This window comes from Streptomyces flavofungini (assembly GCF_014650815.1).
GTDB lineage: Bacteria > Actinomycetota > Actinomycetes > Streptomycetales > Streptomycetaceae > Streptomyces > Streptomyces flavofungini.
Genome location: NZ_BMVR01000001.1, coordinates 715,189 through 736,695 on the forward strand (window position 1 = coordinate 715,189; position 21,507 = coordinate 736,695).

20 protein-coding genes and 2 pseudogenes are annotated in these 21,507 nt (G+C 70.2%); 9 read left to right on the forward strand and 13 right to left on the reverse strand.

The genetic code is table 11. The features are described 5' to 3' along the window. Positions 1-21: 21 nt before the first annotated feature. Together IE274_RS02980 and IE274_RS02985 are read left to right on the forward strand one after the other, a co-directional pair. Positions 22-1,104: a Gfo/Idh/MocA family protein gene (locus IE274_RS02980; RefSeq protein WP_190113915.1), complete on the forward strand. Its 1,083-nt coding sequence runs from the start codon at positions 22-24 to the stop codon at positions 1,102-1,104. Continuing rightward, on the forward strand, positions 1,101-1,598 hold the full coding sequence (locus tag IE274_RS02985; protein WP_190113916.1) for a heme-degrading domain-containing protein: 498 nt from the start codon (positions 1,101-1,103) through the stop codon (positions 1,596-1,598). The genes IE274_RS02980 and IE274_RS02985 overlap by 4 nt, the downstream gene beginning before the upstream one ends. A gap of 85 nt (positions 1,599-1,683) precedes the next feature. Here IE274_RS02985 and IE274_RS02990 read toward each other — a convergent pair whose 3' ends face one another. From IE274_RS02990 to IE274_RS03020, 8 genes and pseudogenes are all read right to left on the reverse strand, one after another. Continuing rightward, a complete protein-coding gene (locus IE274_RS02990) occupies positions 1,684-3,261 on the reverse strand; it encodes a choice-of-anchor A family protein (RefSeq protein ID WP_307822193.1) in 1,578 nt (525 codons plus the stop codon). Between the two features lie 174 nt (positions 3,262-3,435). Continuing rightward, a complete protein-coding gene (locus tag IE274_RS02995; RefSeq protein WP_190113918.1) occupies positions 3,436-4,293 on the reverse strand; it encodes a fumarylacetoacetate hydrolase family protein in 858 nt (285 codons plus the stop codon). A gap of 210 nt (positions 4,294-4,503) precedes the next feature. Then, a complete protein-coding gene (locus tag IE274_RS03000; RefSeq protein ID WP_190113919.1) occupies positions 4,504-5,268 on the reverse strand; it encodes a YidC/Oxa1 family membrane protein insertase in 765 nt (254 codons plus the stop codon). A 133-nt stretch (positions 5,269-5,401) separates the two neighbouring features. Beyond that, the gene (locus IE274_RS03005; protein WP_190113920.1) at positions 5,402-5,737 is read right to left on the reverse strand and encodes a DUF6412 domain-containing protein; all 336 of its coding nucleotides are present in this window, start codon (positions 5,735-5,737) and stop codon (positions 5,402-5,404) included. A 49-nt stretch (positions 5,738-5,786) separates the two neighbouring features. Then, positions 5,787-5,975, reverse strand: a pseudogene (locus IE274_RS39235) (winged helix-turn-helix transcriptional regulator); the annotation flags it as partial. A gap of 17 nt (positions 5,976-5,992) precedes the next feature. Beyond that, positions 5,993-7,564 carry a sodium:solute symporter family protein gene (locus IE274_RS03010; RefSeq protein WP_190113921.1) on the reverse strand — a complete coding sequence of 524 codons (1,572 nt, stop codon included), beginning with the start codon at positions 7,562-7,564 and terminating at the stop codon, positions 5,993-5,995. Next, positions 7,561-7,767 carry a DUF3311 domain-containing protein gene (locus IE274_RS03015; protein WP_190113922.1) on the reverse strand — a complete coding sequence of 69 codons (207 nt, stop codon included), beginning with the start codon at positions 7,765-7,767 and terminating at the stop codon, positions 7,561-7,563. The genes IE274_RS03010 and IE274_RS03015 overlap by 4 nt, the downstream gene beginning before the upstream one ends. Positions 7,768-7,871: 104 nt before the next feature. Then, entirely contained in the window at positions 7,872-8,660 is a 789-nt protein-coding gene (locus IE274_RS03020) for a class E sortase (RefSeq protein ID WP_190113923.1), read from the reverse strand. Between the two features lie 169 nt (positions 8,661-8,829). Between IE274_RS03020 and IE274_RS03025 the strand changes: the two genes are divergently transcribed. Further along, the gene (locus tag IE274_RS03025; RefSeq protein ID WP_190113924.1) at positions 8,830-9,888 is read left to right on the forward strand and encodes an SEC-C domain-containing protein; all 1,059 of its coding nucleotides are present in this window, start codon (positions 8,830-8,832) and stop codon (positions 9,886-9,888) included. 144 nt (positions 9,889-10,032) lie between these two features. Continuing rightward, positions 10,033-12,243, forward strand: a pseudogene (locus tag IE274_RS03030) (DUF3427 domain-containing protein); the annotation flags it as partial. Between the two features lie 21 nt (positions 12,244-12,264). On the opposite strand, the gene IE274_RS03035 reads toward IE274_RS03030, so the two are convergent. Continuing rightward, positions 12,265-12,924, reverse strand: coding sequence for an ATP-binding protein (locus tag IE274_RS03035; protein WP_190113926.1), 660 nt, complete (start codon positions 12,922-12,924; stop codon positions 12,265-12,267). A gap of 179 nt (positions 12,925-13,103) precedes the next feature. On the opposite strand from IE274_RS03035, the gene IE274_RS03040 reads away from it, so the two are divergent. Next, on the forward strand, positions 13,104-13,952 hold the full coding sequence (locus IE274_RS03040) for a helix-turn-helix domain-containing protein (protein ID WP_190113927.1): 849 nt from the start codon (positions 13,104-13,106) through the stop codon (positions 13,950-13,952). Further along, positions 13,949-14,161, forward strand: coding sequence for a DUF397 domain-containing protein (locus tag IE274_RS03045; RefSeq protein WP_190113928.1), 213 nt, complete (start codon positions 13,949-13,951; stop codon positions 14,159-14,161). The genes IE274_RS03040 and IE274_RS03045 overlap by 4 nt, the downstream gene beginning before the upstream one ends. A 13-nt stretch (positions 14,162-14,174) precedes the next feature. Here the strand turns inward: IE274_RS03045 and IE274_RS03050 are convergent, their stop codons facing one another. After that, positions 14,175-14,759, reverse strand: coding sequence for a hypothetical protein (locus tag IE274_RS03050; protein ID WP_190113929.1), 585 nt, complete (start codon positions 14,757-14,759; stop codon positions 14,175-14,177). Positions 14,760-14,869: 110 nt separating this feature from the next. Here IE274_RS03050 and IE274_RS03055 point away from each other — a divergent pair, with 110 nt between their 5' ends. Continuing rightward, positions 14,870-15,928 carry an SRA domain-containing endonuclease gene (locus IE274_RS03055; protein ID WP_190113930.1) on the forward strand — a complete coding sequence of 353 codons (1,059 nt, stop codon included), beginning with the start codon at positions 14,870-14,872 and terminating at the stop codon, positions 15,926-15,928. Positions 15,929-16,077: 149 nt separating this feature from the next. Beyond that, positions 16,078-16,392: a hypothetical protein gene (locus tag IE274_RS03060; RefSeq protein ID WP_190113931.1), complete on the forward strand. Its 315-nt coding sequence runs from the start codon at positions 16,078-16,080 to the stop codon at positions 16,390-16,392. A 158-nt stretch (positions 16,393-16,550) separates the two neighbouring features. Here IE274_RS03060 and IE274_RS03065 read toward each other — a convergent pair whose 3' ends face one another. After that, complete coding sequence (locus IE274_RS03065) at positions 16,551-16,976, reverse strand: RICIN domain-containing protein (protein WP_190113932.1); 426 nt, start codon at positions 16,974-16,976, stop codon at positions 16,551-16,553. A gap of 587 nt (positions 16,977-17,563) precedes the next feature. Further along, positions 17,564-18,583 (reverse strand): GlxA family transcriptional regulator, encoded by a 1,020-nt coding sequence (locus tag IE274_RS03070; protein WP_190114123.1) that lies wholly within the window; start codon positions 18,581-18,583, stop codon positions 17,564-17,566. A gap of 71 nt (positions 18,584-18,654) precedes the next feature. Between IE274_RS03070 and IE274_RS03075 the strand changes: the two genes are divergently transcribed. After that, positions 18,655-19,971 carry an MFS transporter gene (locus IE274_RS03075; RefSeq protein WP_190113933.1) on the forward strand — a complete coding sequence of 439 codons (1,317 nt, stop codon included), beginning with the start codon at positions 18,655-18,657 and terminating at the stop codon, positions 19,969-19,971. Here IE274_RS03075 and IE274_RS03080 read toward each other — a convergent pair. Next, positions 19,968-21,326, reverse strand: a complete 1,359-nt coding sequence (locus tag IE274_RS03080) for a DUF445 domain-containing protein (RefSeq protein WP_190113934.1) — start codon at positions 21,324-21,326, stop codon at positions 19,968-19,970. The two genes, IE274_RS03075 and IE274_RS03080, sit on opposite strands and share 4 nt — an antisense overlap. Positions 21,327-21,507: the final 181 nt, after the last annotated feature.

The window sequence follows — 21,507 nt, forward strand, 5'->3', positions numbered from 1 at the left end:
ACCGTTGCCAAAGTAGAGGGCATGACTCAAGGCACGCATGACCTCCGCGTGGGCCTGATCGGCTACGGCCTCGCGGGCTCCGTCTTCCACGCCCCCCTGATCGCCGCGACCGAGGGCCTGGCCCTGGACACGGTGGTCACGTCGAACGCCGAGCGGCAGGCGCAGGCGCGCGCCGAGTTCGGCGCGGACCTGCGCTGCGCGGCGGACGCCGACGAGCTGTGGGCCCGCGCGGACGACCTCGACCTGATCGTCGTGGCGTCGCCGAACAAGACGCACGTACCGCTCGCCACCGCCGCGCTGAAGGCGGGCCTGCCGGTCGTCGTGGACAAGCCGCTGGCGGGCACCGCGGCCGAGGCCCGCGACCTGGCCGCCCTCGCGGACGAACGCGGCCTGCTCCTCTCCGTCTTCCAGAACCGCCGCTGGGACAACGACTTCCGCACCCTGCGCAAGCTGATCGCCGACGGCGAGCTCGGCGACGTACAGCGCTTCGAGTCCCGCTTCGAGCGCTGGCGCCCGCAGCCGAAGGGCGGCTGGCGCGAGTCCGGCGACCCCGAGGAGATCGGCGGCCTGCTGTACGACCTGGGGAGCCACGTGGTCGACCAGGCCCTGGTCCTCTTCGGCCCGGCGGTGCGGGTGTACGCGGAGGCGGACGTGCGCAGGCCGGGCGCGCAGGCCGACGACGACACGTTCATCGCCGTGACGCACGCGAACGGCGTCCGCTCGCACCTGTACGTGAGCGCGACGACGGCCCAGCTCGGCCCGCGCTTCCGCGCGCTCGGCTCGGCGGCGGGCTATGTGAAGTACGGCCTCGACCCGCAGGAGGCCGCGCTCCGCGAGGGCCGGCGACCGGCGGCCGGGGACCCGTGGGGCGTGGAGCCGGAGGCCCTGTGGGGCCGGGTCGGCTCGGGCGAGTCCCCGCTGACCGGCGGCGGCCGCCCCGAGCCCACGCTGCCGGGCGACTACCCCGCGTACTACGCCGCCGTGGCCGCCGCCCTGCGCGGCGAGGGCGCGAACCCGGTCACCGCGCAGGAGGCCGCCGCGACGCTCGACGTCCTGGAGGCCGCGCGGCGCTCGGCCCGCGAGGGCGTGGCGGTGACCCTGTGACCACGCGCCCCGCCACACCCACGGAAGCCCCCGCCGCCCCCGCCGTCGCCGAACTGGAGGAGCAGGAGCGCCGCCTGACGCTCCCCCGCTTCACGTACGACGACGCCTGGGCGCTCGGCTCCCTCCTGGTGGACATGGCGCGGGAGCGCGAGGCGCCGGTCGCCATCGACATCCGGCGCGGCGGCCAGCAGCTCTTCCACGCCGCGCTGCCCGGCTCGACGCCCGACAACGACGCGTGGATCGACCGCAAGCGCCGCGTCGTCGAGCGGTACGGCTGCTCCTCGTACCTGGTGGGCAGCAGGTTCCGCGCCAAGGGCACGACGTTCGAGGAGTCCTCGCGCCTCGACCCCGACCGGTACGCGGCGCACGGCGGCGCCTTCCCGATCACGGTCGAGGGCGCGGGCGTCATCGGCACGGTGGTCGTCTCGGGCCTCCCCCAGCTCGCGGATCACGCGCTGGTGGTGGCGGCCCTGGAGCGCTTCATCGCGTCCTGACGGCCCGGAGGACCGGGCGGGCCGCCCCGCGCGCTCAGCACACGGGGCGGCCCGCCCGGATCGACAGCTCCTCGGTTCGGTCCGCTCAGTCCGCCTGGTCCTCGGCGCGGCGGCGGATCATCACCACGAACCCGACACCGGTCCCGACGAGGGCCGCGGCGATCGCGCCCACCAGCGCCAGCTCACCGGACGAGGTGCCGGTGTGGGCCATCTCGTCGCTCTTGCTGGGGCTGGGCTGCGGGTGGGGGTGCGTGGGCGAGTCGGACGGGGACGGACTCGGGCCATCGCTGTCCGACGGGGACGGGCTGGGGCCGTCACTGTCCGAGGGCGAAGGGCTGGGCCCGTCACTGTCGGAGGGCGAAGGACTCGGGCCGTCACTGTCGGAGGGCGAAGGACTGGGCCCGTCACTGTCCGACGGCGAAGGACTCGGGCCATCGCTGTCCGAGGGCGAAGGACTGGGCCCGTCACTGTCGGAGGGCGAAGGACTCGGCCCGTCACTGTCCGACGGCGAAGGACTGGGGCCGTCACTGTCGGAGGGGGACGGACTCGGCCCGTCACTGTCGGAGGGGGACGGACTCGGCCCGTCACTGTCGGAGGGTGAAGGGCTCGGGCCGTCGCTGTCCGACGGCGAGGGGGACGGCGCCGTGCACGACGGCAGATCGCCGGTGAACGGGTACGCGTGGATCTCCTGGCCGCCCCCGGCCAGCGAGGTGTGGGTCAGCGAACCCACCGTGAAGAAGCGTCCGTTCATGCCGGGCAGCGTCACCGTCGTCGAGCTGCCGGGCGACCCGACGAGCACGCTCCCCTGGAACTGCCCGCTGCCCCCGAACCGCACCGAGGAGGCGTCCGGCACGTTCCACAGCAGCTTCTCGCGGCTGACGCCGGACAGCAGGCCGCTGTAGGTGCGCACCGTGCGGGCGTCGCCGACGAGGTTGACCAGGACGGTGGCGTCGTCCGGGATGTTCCGGAACGAGATGCCCTGGTCGCCGCCGGTGCGGCTGACCATGTCGAAGTCCACGTTGAAGACCTGGATCTTGGAGGTGCCGTCACCGGTGAAGACGGTCTCGCTGCCGTTGTTGACCGCCGTGCCGGTGGTCTCACGGGGCGAGCCGTTCTCGTACGCGTAGCACTGGCTGGCCTCGGTCAGCTGGGCGGGCAGCATCGCGTACTTGTCGGTGGCGTTGGCGTCGTACACCGGCGCGGGGATGACCCGGCCGCTGAGCACGGCACCGCCGTACCGCACGACCCCGGAGACGCTGCCCTCCTCGGCGAGCAGCCGCTGCCCGGTGGCGACGGTCAGGTCGCCGCCGACCGTCAGGAAGTCCGAGCCGTTGGGCGGCGGCACCCGGGAGCCCACACCGGCGACGCCCACGTTGTAGATCTGCGAGGCCCCGGCGCGCTTGTTCTGGTCGAACTCGCCGAGGACGACGACCTTGCCCTCGGCCTCCGCGGCCGCCTCGCGCACCAGCATGTTCTCGCCGACGAAGACGTTGATGTTCTCGTCCCGGCCCGCCACCGGGCCGTTGTTCACCTCCGGGTACCCGTTCTCCGGACAGGCCGCGCCCTTGCAGGGGCCGAGCCCACCGGGCAGGGGATCGGCGACACCAAGACCGGCCAGACCGCCGACGATGGCGGCGGCCGCGACGGTGACTGCCGCCGCCACATACGCTGAACGTTTTCTTCGCATACTCGGAAATATGCGTAATTAAGACAAAAGTAATGGGAGACACGCTCACCGCTTCCCCCATTGGCCTACGCCCGCGGACGCGACCCGGACCGGACCCGACCCCGGGCCCGGCCCCGGACCGGACCCGGCCCCACGGCACCTGACCGGACGTCAGGCCCCCTTCAGCTCCTGCCGCTGCCGCCCCAGACCGTCGATCTCCAGCTCCACCACGTCCCCGGCCCGCAGATACGGCTTCGGCTCGGGCCGGCCGAGGGCGACCCCGGCCGGCGTACCGGTGTTGATCACGTCGCCCGGGTACAGGGTCATGAACTGGCTGACGTAGCGCACCACTTCCGCGACCGGGAAGATCTGCTGGGCCGTCGTCCCGTCCTGCTTCAGCTCGCCGTTGACCCACAGGCGCAGCCCGAGCGCCTGCGGATCGGGCACCTCGTCGGCGGTGACCAGCCAGGGGCCGAGCGGATTGAAGGTCTCGCAGTTCTTGCCCTTGTCCCAGGTGCCGCCGCGCTCGATCTGGAACTCGCGCTCGGAGACGTCGTGCGCGACCGCGTATCCCGCGACGTGCGCGAGCGCCTCCTCGTGCGACTCCAGATAGCGCGCGGTGCGCCCGATGACGACGGCCAGCTCGACCTCCCAGTCCGTCTTCACCGAGCCGCGCGGTACGAGCACGGTGTCGTCGGGGCCGACCACGGTGTCCGCCGCCTTGAAGAACACCACGGGCTCGGCGGGCGGCTCGGCGCCGGTCTCGGCCGCGTGGTCGTGGTAGTTCAGGCCGATGCACACGACCTTGCCTATGCGGGCGAGCGGCGGCCCCACCCGCAGCCCGGCCGGGTGCAGCGCGGGCAGCGTGCCCGCGTCGGCGGCGGCGCGGACGCGGGCGAGCGCGGCGTCGTCCGCGAGCAGCGCGCCGTCGATGTCGGCGACCGTGCCGGACAGGTCGCGCAGGGTGCCCCCGGCGTCGAGCAGCGCCGGGCGCTCGGCGCCTGCCGTACCGACTCGCAGCAGCTTCATGGTCTGACTCCCTGGGGTCGAGCGGGGTCCCGGATGGTGTGCGGCCATCGGAGGTGTCGCCGATGAGTGTGAGCACCGGCGATTTGGCCGATCCTCCAAGCTCGGCGTCCGCTCCGCAAGACCCCGTTCACGTACTGGACCGTCACACCCCGTGCCCGGTGGGCGTCGCATCCCGGGCCCGGTGGCGTCGCGTCCCGCGCGGCAGAACCGTCACAGCACGGCCGCCGCCCCCATCGCACCGGCCCCGGTCGGCATGTCCCGGTACAGCACGGCCCGCTCGACGGCGCTCCACGTCGTGCTGGTCACCACGTACAGCGCGGCGGCCAGCGGCACCACGGCCACCGTGAACAGCGTCATGAAGGACATGAACGGCATGAACTTGCCCATCGCGGCCATGGCGTTCGCGCCGGGCGCCTGCTCGCCGCCGGGCGCGGCCGGCGGGTTCGCGGCGAGCTGGCGCTTCGTACGCCGGTAGTTGAAGGTCGCGACGGCGGTGACGAGGGCGAACAGGGCGAGGTAGAGCAGCCCGGCCGCGCCGAAGAGGCCGCCGTCGCCGAGGGCGTCCGCGAAACGGCCGCCGAGGGGCGCCGCGAACAGCTTGTGGTCGAGGAGTTCGTTGGCCTTGCCGCCGATGTCCGAGCTGGAGAACAGGTGGTAGAGCAGGAAGAAGGCGGGCAGCTGGAAGAGGCCGGGCAGGCAGCCGGACAGCGGCGAGACCTGCTCCTCGCGGTGCAGCTCCATGACCGCCTTCTGGAACTTCTCCGGGTTCTTGCCGTGCTTCTCGCGCAGCGCGGCGATCTGCGGCGAGAGCTTGGCGCGGGCCTTCTGGCCGCGGGCGGCGGCCCGCGACAGGGGGTGGACGAGCAGGCGCACGCAGGCGGTGACCAGGACGATGGCCGCGGCCATCGCCGAGCCGTGGAACAGCGGTGCGAGCAGGTCGGCGAGGTCGGCGACCAGGCTGGCGAAGAAAGACATGGGTGAGCCCTCCGGGGGTCTCGTCGTGCCGGAATGCCTCAGCGGGAGGCGGACGTGTCGGCATGACGACCCGCGCGGGGTCAGGGAGCCGGACTCGTGGAGGTCCGGAAGATCCGGGAAACCCGGAAGTCCCCTACGCGGCCGTCAGGAGGGGACGGCCGGGTGCTCGCGGCCGGGTGCGGCCGCGGGCGTCGGGGTCGCGCTGCGGCAGGAACGCGGTGCGTTGCTCGCGGTCGCGGATGGCGGTGCGCACCCGGGTGCGGGGCACGGCGGGCGCACAGCGCGCGGCGAGCAGCGAGCACAGGGCGAGGGCGGAGCCCGCGGCGGCGGTCGCGGCGAGCGCGACGGCGGCGGAGAGGCTGCCGGTGTCGGCGAGGACGGTCTCGACGAGGAGGAAGAGGAACAGGGCGGCGGGGCGCAGCGCGGCGAGCCACTTGCCGAGCACCCGCTTGGTCAGATCCTTGACCACGTCGCCACCTCCCCTCGTCCCGTCGCTCGCTCAGATGTCCTGCTGCTGTTTATACAGGATCGATCCGGACGGGCTGAAGGAGCCTGCGCGGTCCGAGCATCGCCCGGCTGACCGGGTCGGCCGGGTCGGGGTCGAGCCCGGGTCCCGGCGGCATCTCCACGTCCTCCAGCGGTACGAGGCCGCCGCACCGCGGGCACTCCCCGGCGAGGCCGAGTTCGGTGCCGCAGGCGGCGGGCCTCGCGGTGGTGGCGGCGGTCAGCGTCGTCCTGCTGCGGGAGCGCCGCCCGGGGCGGGGGTGACGCCTTCGTCGGGGCCGTCCCCGAGGTCCTCGTCGGCCGGGTCCCGCGCGAGCACTTCCCCGTCCGGCCGGGTGTCCCGGTCGGCAGGACCGGCGTACGAAACCGCGAGCGCCACCGCCAGATTGGCCGCGAGCGCGACGATCCCCGCGTTCACGCCGAACACCGGGTCGCGCTCGGTGAAGACGAGCCCGCACACGATCGCCACCCCCACGACGAGCCCGCTCACGGCCCCCACCAGCGTCAGCCGCCGCCAGACCAGGCCGAGCAGCAGCATCGGCAGGAGCTGCGCCATCCCCTCGTACGAGATCAGCGAGAGCCGTACGAGGGTGTTGGGCGCCGCGTACGTCATGACGAGGGCGAGCGCGCCCGCGACCACGACGACGGTCTGCGAGGCGCGCTTCTGCCGCGCGGGCGCCCGCAGCGCCGGCAGCAGCGACAGCACGCTCCGCCCCCACATCGTCCCGATGACCAGCATGAACACGGCCATCGGCACGATCGACGACAGCGCGGCCGCGACCCCGACGAGCCCCACCACCCACGCGGGCAGCGAGTCCACGACCAGCTTGAACAGCGCCAGGTTCGACCCGGCCCCGGTGAGCCCCGGCACCACGAACAGCGCGGCCATGCCGAGCAGCATCGGCACGAACAGCAGGATGTTGTACGCGGGCAGCAGCACGGCGTTGCGGCGCAGCCCGTCGGCACTGCGGGCGCCCAGATAGCCCGCGACGGTGGTCGGGAAGATGACGACGGTGAGCGCGTTCAGGAAGGTGGTCGTGGCGAACCACGCCTGCCCGTACGGACTGTTCCCGCTGCCCGGCAGCGTCAGCCAGTCGCCCTTCTCCCGCACGACCCGGTCGAGGAAGTCCCCGTACCCGTCGAAGTAGTGCAGCGGCACGTACACGACGAGGAACGCGAGCGTGCCGATGACGAGGACGTCCTTGAGCACGGAGACCCAGGCGCTGCCGCGCAGCCCGCTGACGACCACGAACCCCGTGGTGACGGCGAAGCCGATGAAATAGGCCCAGTTGAGGCTGATGGCGCCGTACGAGATCGTCGAGACGACGACGCCCATGCCCGTGATCTGCAACTGGATGTACGGCAGCAGGAAGACCGTCACCATGACGGCGACGGCGGCACCGAGCCACGGCCGCCCGTAGCGGTGCGCCACCATGTCGGTGATGCCGACGAGCCCGTGGCGCCGCGCGTACGCCCAGAGCATCGGCCCCACGACGTACCCCACCGCGTACCCGCAGGACATGTACGCGACGACGTACAGGACGGGCGCGCCGTAGTTGTACCCCCAGCCCGCGGCACCCAGATAGCTGAAGCTGGTGTAGCCCTCACCGGCCATCAGCACCCAGATGAGCACGGTCCCGAGGGAGCGCCCGCCGACGGACCACTCGGCGAGGGCGCCCTTCGGGGAGCTCTCGGCGTCCCCTGCCCTCCGCCCTCGTACGGCCAGCAGCCCGAGGCCGACGGTGGCCACCATGAAGACAGCGAAGATGCTGGTGGCGATGGTGGCGTTCACGAGACCCGCCGCCGCGTGTTCTTGTCCCCGCGGTAGGCGAGCCAGACGGCGACCGGCGTGACGAGGGTGGCCGCGAGCAGCCAGGCGAACAGGAACGGCAGCCCGAGGACGAGGGGCCGTACGCGATTGACGAAGGGCAACGCCCCCACGTACAGCACGAAGGGCACGAGGAGCCACAGGAGGTGGGGGCGGCGCTTGATCACGGGGCAGCAGCTTAATCGGGCCGCTCGGCCTGGGTGGGGGCGCGTCTCCCGGGTGGAGCCGCGTCTATGGGTGAGGCCGCGTCCTGGGTGGGGCCGCGCCTCGCTCAACGGGGCCGCATGGCCGTCAGCTTCCCCCACACCACGAGGCGGTACTTGGAGGTGTACGCCGGGGTGCAGGTGGTGAGCGTGACGTAGTACCCGGCGCGGTCGTACCCGTGCCCCGGCCGGACCGCGCTGCGCGGCACCGGCGCGATGACGCCGCCGTCGCGCGGGCTCGTGCGGTCGAGGGTCTTGTCGACGGTGTACGTGTAGACGGCGTCCCGCGTCCCGACGGTCATCCGGTCACCGGGGCGCAGCCGGTCGAGGTGCCGGAAGGGCTCGCCGTGGGTGTTCCGGTGCCCCGCGAGCGCGAAGTTCCCGGGGCGGCCGGGCCGGGCGGTGCGGGGGTAGTGGCCGACGTACCCCTTGTTGAGCACCCCGCCCTTGCTGACGCCGTCGGCGACGGGGACGCGGAGGCCGAGGCGGGGGATGCGGAGGACGGCGTAGGCGTGCTGGGTGGGGGGTCCGGCGGGGGCGCCGCGGGTGGGGATGTGCGGGGGCGGGGGTGTGCCGGGGGCACCGCGGGGTGTGCCGCGGTCGCGGACGGCACCGCCCTCGCCGGAAGATCCCCGAGCGCGCGCCGCACCCTCCCCCGCCTTCTCCTTCCACTCCCGCTCCAGGGAGTCGGCCTTCTTCTCGGCGGCGGCGCGGGCCTGCCGGTTGGTCCACCAGAGCTGATGGGCGACGAGGAGGAGCAGGACGAGGCCGAGGGTGAGGACGGCTTCGGCGGCGTACCAGAGGAGGCGGGTGAGGGGGCGGCGGGCGGGGGCCTGCCCGTGGACGACAACGGGCACCCGTGTCCGGGCCGGACGTACCACTGGTCCACCTCCCTGCTGGCCGGGCAGCCGCAAGATAGGGCCGGAGCCCGCAACAGACCAGACCCGCGCTCGCCCGGACCCGCGATGACGCGACCGCGCCACACCCCATACACCCCACCCCGGGAACGGCAGTACGGTGTCACCCATGCGCCCCGACACGCCTGCCGACCACGTCGACCACATCGCCGAAGCGGAGCGCCTGGAGCGCACCGCGGGCCTCTATCCGGAGGACGCGGAACACCTGCTGCTGCAGGCCGCGGCCCACCTTGAGCTGGCCGACGCCCGTGACCGCGCGACGACGCTCTACGACGGCCTGCTGTCGCCGTCGGCGTCGCACCCGCCGGAGAACCCGACCCTGATCCGCGCGCTGAAGGCGGCGAACCTCTGGGAGTACGGCCACGAGGCGGAGGCGCGGGCGATCATAGACGGCGTCCGCGGCACGGCGCCGGCGGACGCGGCGCCGTGGGTGATCGTGGCGGAGGCGCTGGAGGCCCACGACGAGCTGGACCAGGCGCACGAGACGTTCACGCAGGCACTGACGCGCCTGCTGCCGCCGGCGAGCGCGGACGCGGGGGCCGAACCGCCTTACCCCACCCACCCGTTGCTGTTCGGTCGCCACCGGGTACGCCGCCTGCTCGGCGCGGAGCACGACGCGTGGGACGGCCTGGCGGACCAGGTGCACCGCTCGCGCGCGGCGGCGTCGGGCCGGGCGCCGGTACCGCTGGACGAACTCCACGACCCGAAGCGGGTCTGGGCCCTCGGCTCCGAGAACCCCGAGGACCTCCGCGCCGAAATCGCCCGCCTCCAGTCCGAGTTGGGCTCGTACCGCGAGGCCCTCTCCCGCCCGTTCCCGGTAGCGGTCCTGCACTGGCCGTCCACAGAACTGACGGAACTCCTCACGGCGTACCCGTCCCTCTCGACGGAATACCCCTCCGAAGAGGCCCACTTGGCGACCATAGAGTCATCGCTGCGCGAGCTGGCAGCCTCCGGCACGCCCAACTTGGGCATCGTGACGGGCACGGTCCCCTCCTACGAGGCTTTCGCCGCCTCGGAGGGCGCCTCTCCCGACGACCCGCTACTGCTGCCGCAGTACGCGACGACGCTGGCTGCGCGGGGGCGGGCTGTGGGGTGGCCGCCGGAGCGGGGGGATGGGTGTTGGTGTGGGTCGGGGCGGGCTTATGGGGAGTGTCACGGGGCTGGGTAGGCGCTGAGGGCGCGAACCCCACGTCCGGTTTCGTCGAGCCCCCGTGCGCACTCGCTGCACAACGGTCAGACTCGCTTGGTTGACCTGCATGGCCACGATTCCCGCCACGGCCATGTCCGCATATGACCGAGGACGTTCATGCGCAGCAGCACACGCACCGGCATAGGCTTCACCCCGTTCCCCCACCAGAAGGACATGCTGGAGCGCTTGGAGGTCGAGCGCGCAGTACGTGGCCGTCGCCGCAACCTTCTCGTCGCCGCGACAGGGACGGGGAAGACGGTGATGGCTGCGCTCGACTACGAGCAGTTGTCGCGCACAGCACGCCGTAGGCTACGACTCCTCTTTGTCGCGCATCGCAGGGAGATCCTGGAGCAGTCACGGGACACCTACCGACGCGTCCTGGGGGACACGGACTTCGGCGAGTCGTTCCACAGCAGCGAACGTCCCGAGGAGTGGGACCACGTCTTCGCCAGCGTGCAGTCGCTCAACTCGCGCGCGTTGGACCGGTTCTCGCCTGACCACTTCGATGTGATCGTCATCGATGAGTTCCATCACGGTACGTCCCCTACGTACCGGAAGATCCTTGACCACTTCACGCCCACGGAACTCCTCGCGCTCACCGCGACACCCGAGCGCATGGACGGAAAGAACATCCAGGACGAGTTCTTCGAGGGGCACATCACAGCAGAGATGCGCCTGTGGGAAGCCCTGGAGAACGAACTACTCAGCCCCTTTCGGTACTTCGGGATCAGCGACGAGACCGACTTGAGCACAGTGGAGTGGAAGCGCGGAGCATACGACTCAGGGCAGCTCAGCAATATACTCACCGGAGACCACGCACGCGCCCGACTGATCGTGAAGTCCGTGCGCGAGAAGGTCACGAATCCGAGATCCATGCGCGCGCTCGGGTTCTGCGTTTCCGTATCGCACGCCCACTTCATGGCCGAGCGCTTTACCAGGGATGACATTGCCGCCGTCGCCCTCTCCGGCGAGAATCACCGCGATGAGCGCAAGCAAGCCCTCGATGATCTCAAGGACGGAAAGATCCAAGTGATCTTCTCTGTCGACCTGTTCAACGAAGGACTCGACATCCCCGACGTCGATACGCTGCTCCTCCTCCGCCCCACGGAGAGCGCCACGCTCTTCTTGCAGCAGCTTGGCCGCGGCTTGCGTCGAACACCGGACAAGGACGTACTAACAGTCCTCGACTTCATCGGCCAGCACCGCAAGGAATTCCGCTTCGAGAATCAGTTCCGGGCGCTGACGAACCTGACGAGGAAGCGCCTACTGAACAGCCTTGAGCATGGGTTCCCCATGCTGCCGTCCCGCTGCCAGATCATCTTGGAGCCCAAGGCCAAGCAGACCATCATCGGCAACATCAAGGCGCAGCTCAAGGTCAACTCAACTACTCTCGTCCGCGAGGTATCCGCGTACGGCGAGTCGCGACTGGCTGCCTACCTGGAAGAGAGCGGCCGGGAGATCAAGGAGATCTACCGCGGCAATGGCAACTCGTGGACCAAGCTCCTACGCGGCGCCAAACTCCTCGCCGATGCTGCACCTGAAGGTGAGTCGAACCTGCTGAAGCGCGTCCCTTCCTTCCTTCACGTCGATGACAAGGAACGCATCGAGGCCTACCAGCGGCTCCTGGTCGACGATGCACCCGCATACGACGCCTTGCCCCCGCGGGAGCAGACATACGCCCGCATGCTCTTCTTCAACATCTGGGACAAGGCCGGTGGTCACTCCACCTACCAGGCCGGGCTCTCCTCACTTCTCAAGCACAAGCCCGTTCGCGAAGAACTCCGCCAGGTCCTTGATCACTGTCTCGCCCACGCGGATCATTTCCCCTTGCCTCTAGAGGGGCCGCACCGCGACCTCCCCTTGAAGGTACACAGCTCGTACAACCGGTCCGAGATCCTCGCCGCCCTCGGCGTAGCCCGCTTCGGCGGCCAGATGCCAGGCTCCTTCGCCCAAGGGGTAGTTGAGGTGAAGGACATCAGCACCGACGCCTTGCTCATCACCCTGGAGAAGGACGAGAAAGAGTTCTCGCCCACCACGCGGTATCAGGACTACGCCATGAGTCCGACCCAGTTCCACTGGGAGTCGCAGAACGCGACCGCCGAAGAATCCGCCACAGGGCGCCGCTACCGCGAGCACGTCCAGCGCGGAAGCCACATTCTGCTCTTCGTCCGCCGCTACAAAAACACCGACATCGGCGGCGCCGAGCCTTGGATGCTCCTGGGGCCCGCGCGCTACGTCGCGCATGAGGGCAGCAAACCCATGGCGATCACTTGGGAGCTTGAGTACGAGATGCCAGCGGATGTGTGGACGTACGCGTCGATCCCATCCAGCTGACTGGCCGAGGCAACTGTTCCCTCAGCTCCCCGCTTCCACCTCCGCCTCGAAGTGGATCTGTGCTCGATCTAGCGCTTCGTCGGGGTCACAGCCGTGAGCCTGGAGCCAGTGCAGGAGGTCGGCGATCAGATCGATCGCCGCCTCCTCGGCCACAGCTACGCCAAGCCGCCCTGAGCGGGAAAACAGCCCAACGCGCTCGGCGCCATACAGGGCGAGATGCCCTTCCACCCGCGCCGCCCGTGAACCTTCGGCATGGCCAGCCGACGGGACAAGGTCTGTCGCCAGCTCACACCACACCACCTTCGCCGCCTCTCGCACAGACACGCCCCAGCGATGGTCAGTAATCGCATCGACGAGGGCCATGCCTCGGCCCGATTCCGCGTCGCGCCCAGGGGCGAGAAGCGTCGGCAGTGCTCGCGCATCAGGGTCGAGCATCTCGATGCGGACGAACGTGCCAGCCATGGAGATCGTGAGCGTTACGGGCGTACCCGCACCCACGTGCTTGATGACATTTGAGGTCAGTTCTGTGACACACGTCTGAGCCGCCTCAACCACTTCCTGCAGTCCCCACAGAGTCAGTTGCATCCACACCGCTCGCCGCAGGCCTGCGACTTCGCGCGGCTCTGCCGTGAAGGACCGCCCCCAGGGGTCCCGCCTGCCGGTTTCGCTGGCGTAGATCATCGCCCCTACCTCCTGCGCACCACGTCGTGCACTGCGTGACCATCGATCACTCTTAGTGAGAGAGTTGCAGCGCTCATCCCGCCGTGCAACATGCATAGCGAGATTCCCCCGATGGAGTGATTGGCCTTTCGCGTCACTTCCGATGAGATAGAACGTCCGCTACAGCAACAGGAGTTGACATGGCAGGCTCCCCCACCGCGCGCCGCCGTCGATTGGCCATCGAACTCAAGAGGCTCCGCGAAGAGAACGGCTTCACCTGCAACCACGTGGGCAAGGAGCTGGACTGGAGCAGCTCCAAGGTCAACCGCATGGAGACAGGACAAGGCCGCGTCCAACCGTCCGACGTCGAAGCTCTCTGCCGCTTCTACGCCACCTCCGACGAACTGCGCGATCTACTCAAGTCCTTGGCCAAGGAGTCGAAGACCAAGGGGTGGTGGCACGCCCACGGGGACGCCGTCCCCTCCTGGTTCTCCGTCTACGTAGGCCTGGAACAGGCGGCATCCAGCCTGCGCAGCTACCAAGGCGAGTTCATCCCCGGCCTGCTCCAGACACCCGCGTACGCAGCGGAGCTGAGTCGAGCCTGGGCCGACCACACACCCGAAGACGTCCAGCGCATGGTCGACGTCCGGATGCGACGACAAGAACTGCTGCGGAGCGACAGTGCACCGGATCTGTGGGTCGTCGTGCACCAGAGCGCGCTCATGCACGTCATCGGATCTCGCCAGGTCATGGCGGGCCAGCTCGAACGTATGCTGGAAATGGCGGAGTTCAGGAACGTGACGGTGCAGACCCTGCCGTTCGACGCGGGCGCCTACCCCACCGCGGGATCGTTCACGGTCCTTGGCTTCCCGGAGCAGGAGGACCCGGACATGGTGTATCGAGAAGGGCTGACAGACTCCGTCTACCTCGAACAACCTCAGGACGTGGACCTCTACGCGAAGGCGTTCGATCACCTCAGGGCGCTGGCCCTGAGTCCGCAACGATCAGCCCTGCTGATCAGGAGAACTCTGGAGGACCACTCCCGATGACGCTGCCCCCAACTATCCGGTGGCGGAAGAGTAGTTACAGCAACGGTATGGGCGGAGAGTGCGTTGAGGTTGCGTTGCTCCTTGGTGACATAGCCGTGCGGGACTCCAAGGCCGTGCCGGGGCCCTGGATCACTGTTGGCACCGGTGCCTGGGAATCCTTCGTGGGCGCTGTCCGCGTGGAGAGCCCCGCCAGAAGCGCGACCAATTGACGAGTCGCGGTTCCTAGACGACGGGCTGGTTGGGGTCGCGAAGAACCTCACCCGCTCGATCAAGGAACTGCGTACGCACGTCAGTTACGTGCTCACTCCTTTCCAACCAGTCCCGCCAACGAGCCTCCGATTCCGCAGCCCCCTGGCCCGCACCCTGCTCCGCGAGCTTCAGCGTTTGCGCCGCATCAGCCGTCGCCGCCCTGAGTACCTGAGCCAACACCACTACGGCTTCCGGTCCCCAGAGGGCGAGTTGGCTCGTACACGACTGCATGGCGGAGACCTGGCCACGGAATGCGTCCCGTTCAGCAACGGGGAACTCGTCACCTCTGCGTATGGCAACGGCCGCCCGCTTCAGCGTGTCCTCGGCCGCTGAGTGCGCATCCAGCAGCTTGGCGCAAGCCTGCTGTCGCTGCTCCTTGACCCACTGCTGGTGCCCAGTCGCGGCTTGTCGATCTGCTTGCGCAAGCGCCGCTTCCACGCCCGCCTCACCACCAATGCGTGCACCGCGCACACTGGCGAGCCCACCTACAGCCGCTCCGCCCAGCGCACCGGCCACCCCAATAGCTGCGGCAACTATCGCCGCCATTCCGCCATCCATACGGCCATCATCCCGCACAGCCCCTCCCCCTCACGGGCAACCGCAAGAGTCTCAGGCACATCAGGCGAGTTGAGGTGCTACGTGTCAACGCCGCCTACTAGCCTGTGCACATGTCAACTGTTGCTCCCTCCTTCCAACCTGGCGACATCCTCACGCGAGCGGAAATTCGCAAGGAGTTGGGAGGCAGCCCGCAGGGCGGCATCTGCCCATCTGTGGAGAAGAAGACGGTAGTCCTCTACTCCGACATCAAGTCGGGGGAGCAGTACGGCTACCACGACGGCTGGCGCCGGGAAGAGGATCGACTGGGTCCCATCTTCGAGTACACCGGAGCCGGAACCGAGGGGGACCAGACGTTCACTGGCGCCACTGGTACGGGCAACGCCGCGATACTCCAGCACACTCTTGACGACCGCACTCTCCACGTGTTTATCGGACATGGGAAAGTCCCTGGCACAGGCATTAGGACGCATCGCTACATAGGGGCTTTCGAGGTGGACCACGAACGCCCCTATGTCATAAGACAGGCCCGTGACAAGTCCCAACAGGATCGCGACGTCATCGTCTTTCGGCTGCGCCCACTTGGGATTTACCAACGCTCCGAAAGTGATGTAATACCGCCGGTCGCTCAGACTAACGTCAGGTTTGTTCAGTCTGGAACCAGGCGGCGCCCAGAGGCTCCAGCTCGCCTCCGGGAATCATGGGAACGAGATCGATCGGCAGCAAGGGCGACCTACCGGCGCGAGCAAATAGCAGCCGAGTTCGGCGACGTACTCACCAACCGCCAACACCGCGTCGGCCGGTTGGAAGTGCAGGTGAGAGGCATGGAGGAGGCAATGGAAGCAACCCTCTACGACCAGAGCGAACGCACCATCTATGAGCCAGCAGACAGCAACTCACGGCAAGCGCTGAGGGATGCCCTGATGCAACTCATGGACCTCAGAATGCACTTGAGCAGGATAGAGAACGGCATGCCGATCCGCTGCATGGTGCTCGCACCTGGGATACCCAGCGAGGATACGCGCCAGCTGCTAACAGAGTACGGCGTGGGAATTGTCTACCGTAACGCAAACGGTGACTTCAGCGAGCTGCCAGGAGAAGGACAGAACCCTCCGGCGGACGGAGTACCGAGCCGCTTCCCTTGCGCCAACTGCCCATCCCGATCGATCTAAACGAGCCATTCCGAAGCCAGCCCCTGGAGCGAAATCGCCAACATGGAGGGTGCTGGGGAAATGATCGGTTCCGGCCCCGTGGAAAGCCCTCGTTCAGACGCGGCGTAGCCTCGGATCCGACCATACTCACGACGGAGGTTGTTGACGCCATGGCCCGTACACGACGCATTCCCAGCACCCCCATCGCTGCTGCCGGGCTCGTCGGCGGGTACGCCGTCGCCCGGTTCACGAAGAACCGCCCCCTAGGCGGAGCCGTCCTCGCCCTCGCCGGAGCCGCCGCCGCGTACCAATGGCGCCAGCAGGCCGGGCCGAAGACCGCCGCCGCGCTCAGCGCCGCGTACGTCGCCGGGTTCGCCGGGTCTCATCCGTTGGCCAAGAAGGTCGGCGCCTGGCCCTCCGTCCTCGGGGTCGCCGGGAGCGTGGCGCTCGCGTCCTGGGTGGTCGTCGACCGGCGCCACAGCTGACGCAAGCCGCCACAGCCGCCGCACGCGCCGCACACCGACGCACGCCGCCGCACACCGAGGCACGCCGCCGCACGCCAACGGCCCCGCACACCACCCGGTGTGCGGGGCCGCGCCTCCCCCAGGACGCCAGGACCTCAAGACGCCTGGCCGTCAGACCGTCACGCCGACTCGAACAACCACTTCTGGTTCCGCTCTCCCACCCACTCCTCCAGGTTGAGCTGCGTGCCCTTCCTGTTCGACGGGAGGGTGATGACGCCGTTGGCGTAGACGAAGGCGATGCGGAACAGGTTTTCGCCGACTGGTTCGATCGACCACTGGAGCGGGACGGGCTGGCCCGCGATCAGGGGCGGGTAGATGCGGATGTCGCTCTGCGAGATGAACGACTCGCCCGCGGCGCTCTTGATGATGTACTGGTTCACGCCGTTGGTGGTCGTGACGCGCCACTTCTGGTTGGCACCCTTGTGCAGCTCCCAGCCGCTGATCGGCGTGTTCGGGGCGGTGGAGCTGCCGCTCAGGTCTATGTACAGATCCTCGAACGCCGCGTTCCTGATCCAGTAGTCGCCGTCCGGGATGATCGGAGCCATGCGTCAGCCTCCGTACGAGTTACGAGATACGAGAGAGGGGCGGCGCCCAAGCGGGCAACGCCCAGCGGGCGGACCTCAACGTAGGCGGCGCACACGGGTCATGTAACGGGCCCTTCCGGTCGTAGCGCGGGACTTGGGGACGGCCTGGTCATCGCGGTACATGTCCAGCCATTCGGCCAGAGGTGGGCGTAGGGGTGTGAGGTGGGCGGGGTGCCCCTCACCTCGTCGGGGCCGGGACCTTTCCTGGTACGGGAGCGCCGTGCGGGTGGACGGGACGCGGCGGGGTCGGCAGGGGCGCCGGTCTCGGATTCGTCAACTGCCCTGAACCGTAGGCCCCGTACGCCCCCGGGCAGCCACACCCCCGCGTCACCCGGCGGCCGACCCTAGGCCACCCGCCCGTCCCCCCGGAACTGCCGCGCGAACCCCGCCACCGCCAGCACCACACCACCCCCGGCCATCACCATGACCAGCCACGCCACCGGCCAGGCAGCAGCGAGCTCGGTGCGTTCATGTGTACGGCGGTTACGGTCCCGGCGCGACCGTGCCCGAGTGCGCGTACTCAGCCGCCTATGCGTACAGGGCCACGGTCACCCACGTGTGCCCAACCGCCCCCTGAACGTCGCCCGATACGCCCCCGGCGACACCCCCACCCCCGCCTGGAAGTGCGCCCGCAGCGACGCCCCCGTGCCGAAGCCGCACTCCGCCGCGATGCGGTCGACCGTATGGTCGGTCTCCTCCAGGAGCTGGCAGGCGCGGTCCACGCGGCGCTGGGTGAGCCACTGGACCGGGGTGAGGCCCGTCTCGTCGCGGAAGCGGCGGCTGAAGGTGCGGACGCTCATCGATGACTGGGCGGCCAGTTCGGCGAGGGGCAGGGGCTCGGCGAGGCGGGTCAGGGCCCAGGCCCGCGCCGCGCCCGTCGATGTCGACTCGGGCTCCGTGACCGGGCGTTGGATGTACTGGGCCTGGCCGCCCTCCCGGTGCGGCGGCACCACCGTCCGGCGTGCCACGGCCGCCGCGACCGCCGCCCCGTGGTCCCGGCGGATGAGGTGCAGGCACAGGTCCACCCCGGCCGCCTCGCCCGCCGAGGTCAGGACGGCGCCCTCGTCGACGTACAGGACATCCGGGTCGACCGTGACGGCGGGGAAGGCGCGGGCGAAGAGGTCCGCCGACAGCCAGTGCGTCGTCGCCCGGCGGCCGTCCAGGAGGCCCCCGGCGGCCAGGACGAACGCGCCCGTGCAGATCGAGGCGATACGGCGCGCGGAGGAGGCCAGGGCCAGGGCCTCGGCCAGGGGGGCGGGCAGTTCCCCGGGGCGCAGCGACTCGTCCTCGCGGTGCGACGCGGGCACGATCACCGTGTCCGCGCCCGCCAGGACCTCGGGGCCGTGCGGCGCGCGGATCGGGAAGTCGGCGTCCGTGTCGACCATGCCGGGGCGCAGGGCGCAGGTCAGGGGCGTGTAGAGGGGAGCGCCCGCGGCGTCGCGCGCGCTGCCGAACAACTGGTGGACCAGGCCGAGTTCCATGGGCAGGACGCCGTCGCGGACGAGGACGGCGACGGTGCGCCGCTCTGTTTCCGGTTCCCCGGCCGCGTATGCCTCCTGGATCGCCATGGCCAGATACTTGCACATCCTGGCCATCTGGCCACTCGTCGCGATCACCCCGGCGGACGGACGCTCGGTTCATGAGTACGTCGCCGAGCACGCCGACCAGGGGGACCGGGCCGACGGCCACGGGGAACACGGGGCGAACACCCCGCCTCCCCCGCACCCCTTGGACCATCGCCGCCACCGCCGCCCTCGCCATCATCACGGCGGGTGCCTTCACCACCCTCGCCGGACTCCTCGTCGGCCCGCTGCACGCCGAACTCGGCTGGTCGCGCGGCGCCATCGGGGTGGGCAGCGCGGTGAACATGGTCGTGTACGGGGCCACCGCGCCGTTCGCGGCCGCGCTGATGGACCGGTTCGGGATGCGGTACGTGACGACGGGCGCCCTCGGCCTCGTCGGCGTCGGGGCCGTGCTCACCGCCACCGCGATGACGGCGGCCTGGCAGTTCGCGCTCTACTGGGGCGTCCTGGTGGGGCTCGGCACCGGCGCCACGGCGATGGCGTTCGCGGCCACCGTCACCGAGCGGTGGTTCGTGGCGCGGCGGGGCCTGGTCACGGGGCTGCTCACGGCGGCGAGCGTGGTGGGGCAGTTCGTGTTCCTGCCGGTGCTTTCGGAGGTGGTGGGGCGGTACGGGTGGCGGGCGGCGGCGCTGACGCTCGCGGGCGCGGCCGTGCTCGCCGCGCCGCTGGTGTGGCTGACGCTGCGGGACCACCCGGCGGAGGTGGGGCAACGCCCGCACGGGGCGGTGGAGTTCGTGCCGCGGCCCGCGCCGGTCCGGGGAGCGGCACGGCGCGCCGTCCGCGTCCTGCTCCGCGCGGCCCGCACCGGCCCCTTCTGGCTGCTCGCCGGGACCTTCGCGATCTGCGGGGCATCGACGAACGGCGTGATGTGGACGCACTTCGCGCCCGCCGCGCACGACCACGGCATGCCGATGACGGCCGCCGCGTCGCTCCTGGCGCTGATCGGGATCTTCAACGTGGCGGGCACGGTGGCCTCCGGTTGGCTCACCGACCGCCGGGACGCGCGGCGGCTGCTCGCCGCGTACTTCGCCCTGCGCGGCCTCGCCCTCCTCGCGCTGCCGCTGCTGCTCACCGCGACCGTGCGGCCGCCGCTGGTCGCCTTCGTGGTCGTCTTCGGGCTGCTCGACGTGGCGACGGTGCCGCCGACGATCGCGCTGTGCCGCGCGCACTTCGGGCCCGACGCGGCCGTCGTGTTCGGCTGGGTCAACTCCGCACACCAGGTGGGCGCGGGCACCGTCGCGTTCCTCGGCGGCGCGGCCCGGGACGCGTTCGGATCGTACGACCTGGTGTGGGTGGGGACGGCGGCGCTGTGCGCGACGGCGGCGATGCTGTCGCTGGCGAGCCCCGGCGCCCACCGGCCGGACCGGCGCTAGCCCCCGAGCGCCCGCGACACCGTATAGATCAAAAGCCCCGCCAACGACCCGACCACCGTGCCGTTGATGCGGATGAACTGCAGGTCACGGCCGATGTGTGCCTCGATCTTCTTCGAGGTGTGCTCGGCGTCCCAGCCGGCGACGGTGTCTGTGATGAGGGAGGTGATCTCGTCGCGGTACGTCGTCACGACGTACACCGCGGCGCCCTCGACCCAGCCGTCGACCTTCTCCTGGAGGCGGGCGTCGGTGGCCATGCGCTGGCCGAGGGAGAGCAGGGCGGCGCGGACGCGCAGACGCAGTTCGCTGCGCTCGTCCTCGGCGGCGGCGACGATCATCTGGCGGACCGCGGACCAGGCGGAGGCGATGAGGTCCTGGACCTCGCCGCGGGCGAGGACCTCGCGCTTGAGGTGCTCGACGCGGGCGCGGGTGTCCGTGTCGGACTGGAGGTCGGAGGCGAAGTCGGTGAGGAAGCGGTCGAGGGCGCCGCGGGCCGGGTGGCCCGGCATGTCGCGCATCTCGGTGACGAAGCGGAGGAGTTCCTTGTAGACGCGCTCGCCGACCTTCTTGTCGACGAAGCGCGGGGTCCAGCCGGGGGCGCCGCCCTCGACGGCGTCCATCACCGAGTCCGCGTGCACCACCAGCCAGTCGTGGGCGCGTACGCAGACGAGGTCCACGACGCGCTTGTGGCCGCCGTCGGTGACGACCTTCTCCAGCATCTTGCCGATGCCGGGTGCGATCTCCTGGGCGTCGGCGCGGCGCGTGATGGCCTCGCCGACGACGGCCTGGACGTCCGAGTCGCGCAGGACGGTGAGGGCGCCGCGCAGCGCGGTGGCCAGCTCGGCGGTGACGCGGTCGGCGTGCTCCGGCTCGGCCAGCCAGGTGCCGAGGCGGCTGCCGATGCCGACGGCCCGCAGGCGCTGGCGCACGACCGTGCGGGAGAGGAAGTTCTCGCCGACGAATTCCCCGAGGGAGACGCCGAGCTGGTCCTTCTTCTTCGGGATGATCGCGGTGTGCGGGATGGGGATGCCCAGGGGGTGGCGGAACAGGGCCGTCACCGCGAACCAGTCGGCGAGCGCGCCGACCATGCCCGCCTCGGCGGCCGCCGCGACATATCCGGCCCAGGCGCCGGCGCCCGTGTTCTGCGCCCACTTCGCGAGCACGTACACGACCGCGACGAACAGCAGCAGGCCCGTCGCGGTCAGCTTCATCCGGCGGACGCCGCGCTGCTTCTCGGCGTCGGCCTCACTGAAGGCGCCGGGTCCGGCGAAGCCGCCGCCCGCGTTCGGGGAGCGGCCGTCGCGGGCATGCTGTTCCCTGCCCGCCTCGGCCGTTTCCTCCGTGTTCGTACCTTGCATTGCTGAAGCCCCGTTTTCGCGTCGCTGTCGGTGCGCGTACCTCGTGATCCGTACGCCCTCGTCATACGCCTCGGCCGTACGCCTGCGCCGTACGTCCTAGCCGTACACGTTCGTCGAGCGCGTCACTCGTACACATCGCCCGTACGCATTGTCTCTTCCAGTCCTACTCCTGGAACGAACC

What these genes read in the sequence shown, in the direction of transcription:
- IE274_RS03080 (WP_190113934.1), bottom strand. Translation starts at nt 21,326, where the DNA reads ATGCAAGGTACGAACACGGAGGAAACGGCCGAGGCGGGCAGGGAACAG.
- IE274_RS03060 (WP_190113931.1), top strand. Translation starts at nt 16,078, where the DNA reads ATGGCCCGTACACGACGCATTCCCAGCACCCCCATCGCTGCTGCCGGG.
- IE274_RS03040 (WP_190113927.1), top strand. Translation starts at nt 13,104, where the DNA reads ATGGCAGGCTCCCCCACCGCGCGCCGCCGTCGATTGGCCATCGAACTC.
- IE274_RS03070 (WP_190114123.1), bottom strand. Translation starts at nt 18,583, where the DNA reads ATGGCGATCCAGGAGGCATACGCGGCCGGGGAACCGGAAACAGAGCGG.
- IE274_RS03050 (WP_190113929.1), bottom strand. Translation starts at nt 14,759, where the DNA reads ATGGATGGCGGAATGGCGGCGATAGTTGCCGCAGCTATTGGGGTGGCC.
- IE274_RS02995 (WP_190113918.1), bottom strand. Translation starts at nt 4,293, where the DNA reads ATGAAGCTGCTGCGAGTCGGTACGGCAGGCGCCGAGCGCCCGGCGCTG.
- IE274_RS03065 (WP_190113932.1), bottom strand. Translation starts at nt 16,976, where the DNA reads ATGGCTCCGATCATCCCGGACGGCGACTACTGGATCAGGAACGCGGCG.
- IE274_RS03055 (WP_190113930.1), top strand. Translation starts at nt 14,870, where the DNA reads ATGTCAACTGTTGCTCCCTCCTTCCAACCTGGCGACATCCTCACGCGA.
- IE274_RS03075 (WP_190113933.1), top strand. Translation starts at nt 18,655, where the DNA reads ATGAGTACGTCGCCGAGCACGCCGACCAGGGGGACCGGGCCGACGGCC.
- IE274_RS03025 (WP_190113924.1), top strand. Translation starts at nt 8,830, where the DNA reads ATGCGCCCCGACACGCCTGCCGACCACGTCGACCACATCGCCGAAGCG.
- IE274_RS03035 (WP_190113926.1), bottom strand. Translation starts at nt 12,924, where the DNA reads ATGATCTACGCCAGCGAAACCGGCAGGCGGGACCCCTGGGGGCGGTCC.
- IE274_RS03000 (WP_190113919.1), bottom strand. Translation starts at nt 5,268, where the DNA reads ATGTCTTTCTTCGCCAGCCTGGTCGCCGACCTCGCCGACCTGCTCGCA.
- IE274_RS02980 (WP_190113915.1), top strand. Translation starts at nt 22, where the DNA reads ATGACTCAAGGCACGCATGACCTCCGCGTGGGCCTGATCGGCTACGGC.
- IE274_RS03045 (WP_190113928.1), top strand. Translation starts at nt 13,949, where the DNA reads ATGACGCTGCCCCCAACTATCCGGTGGCGGAAGAGTAGTTACAGCAAC.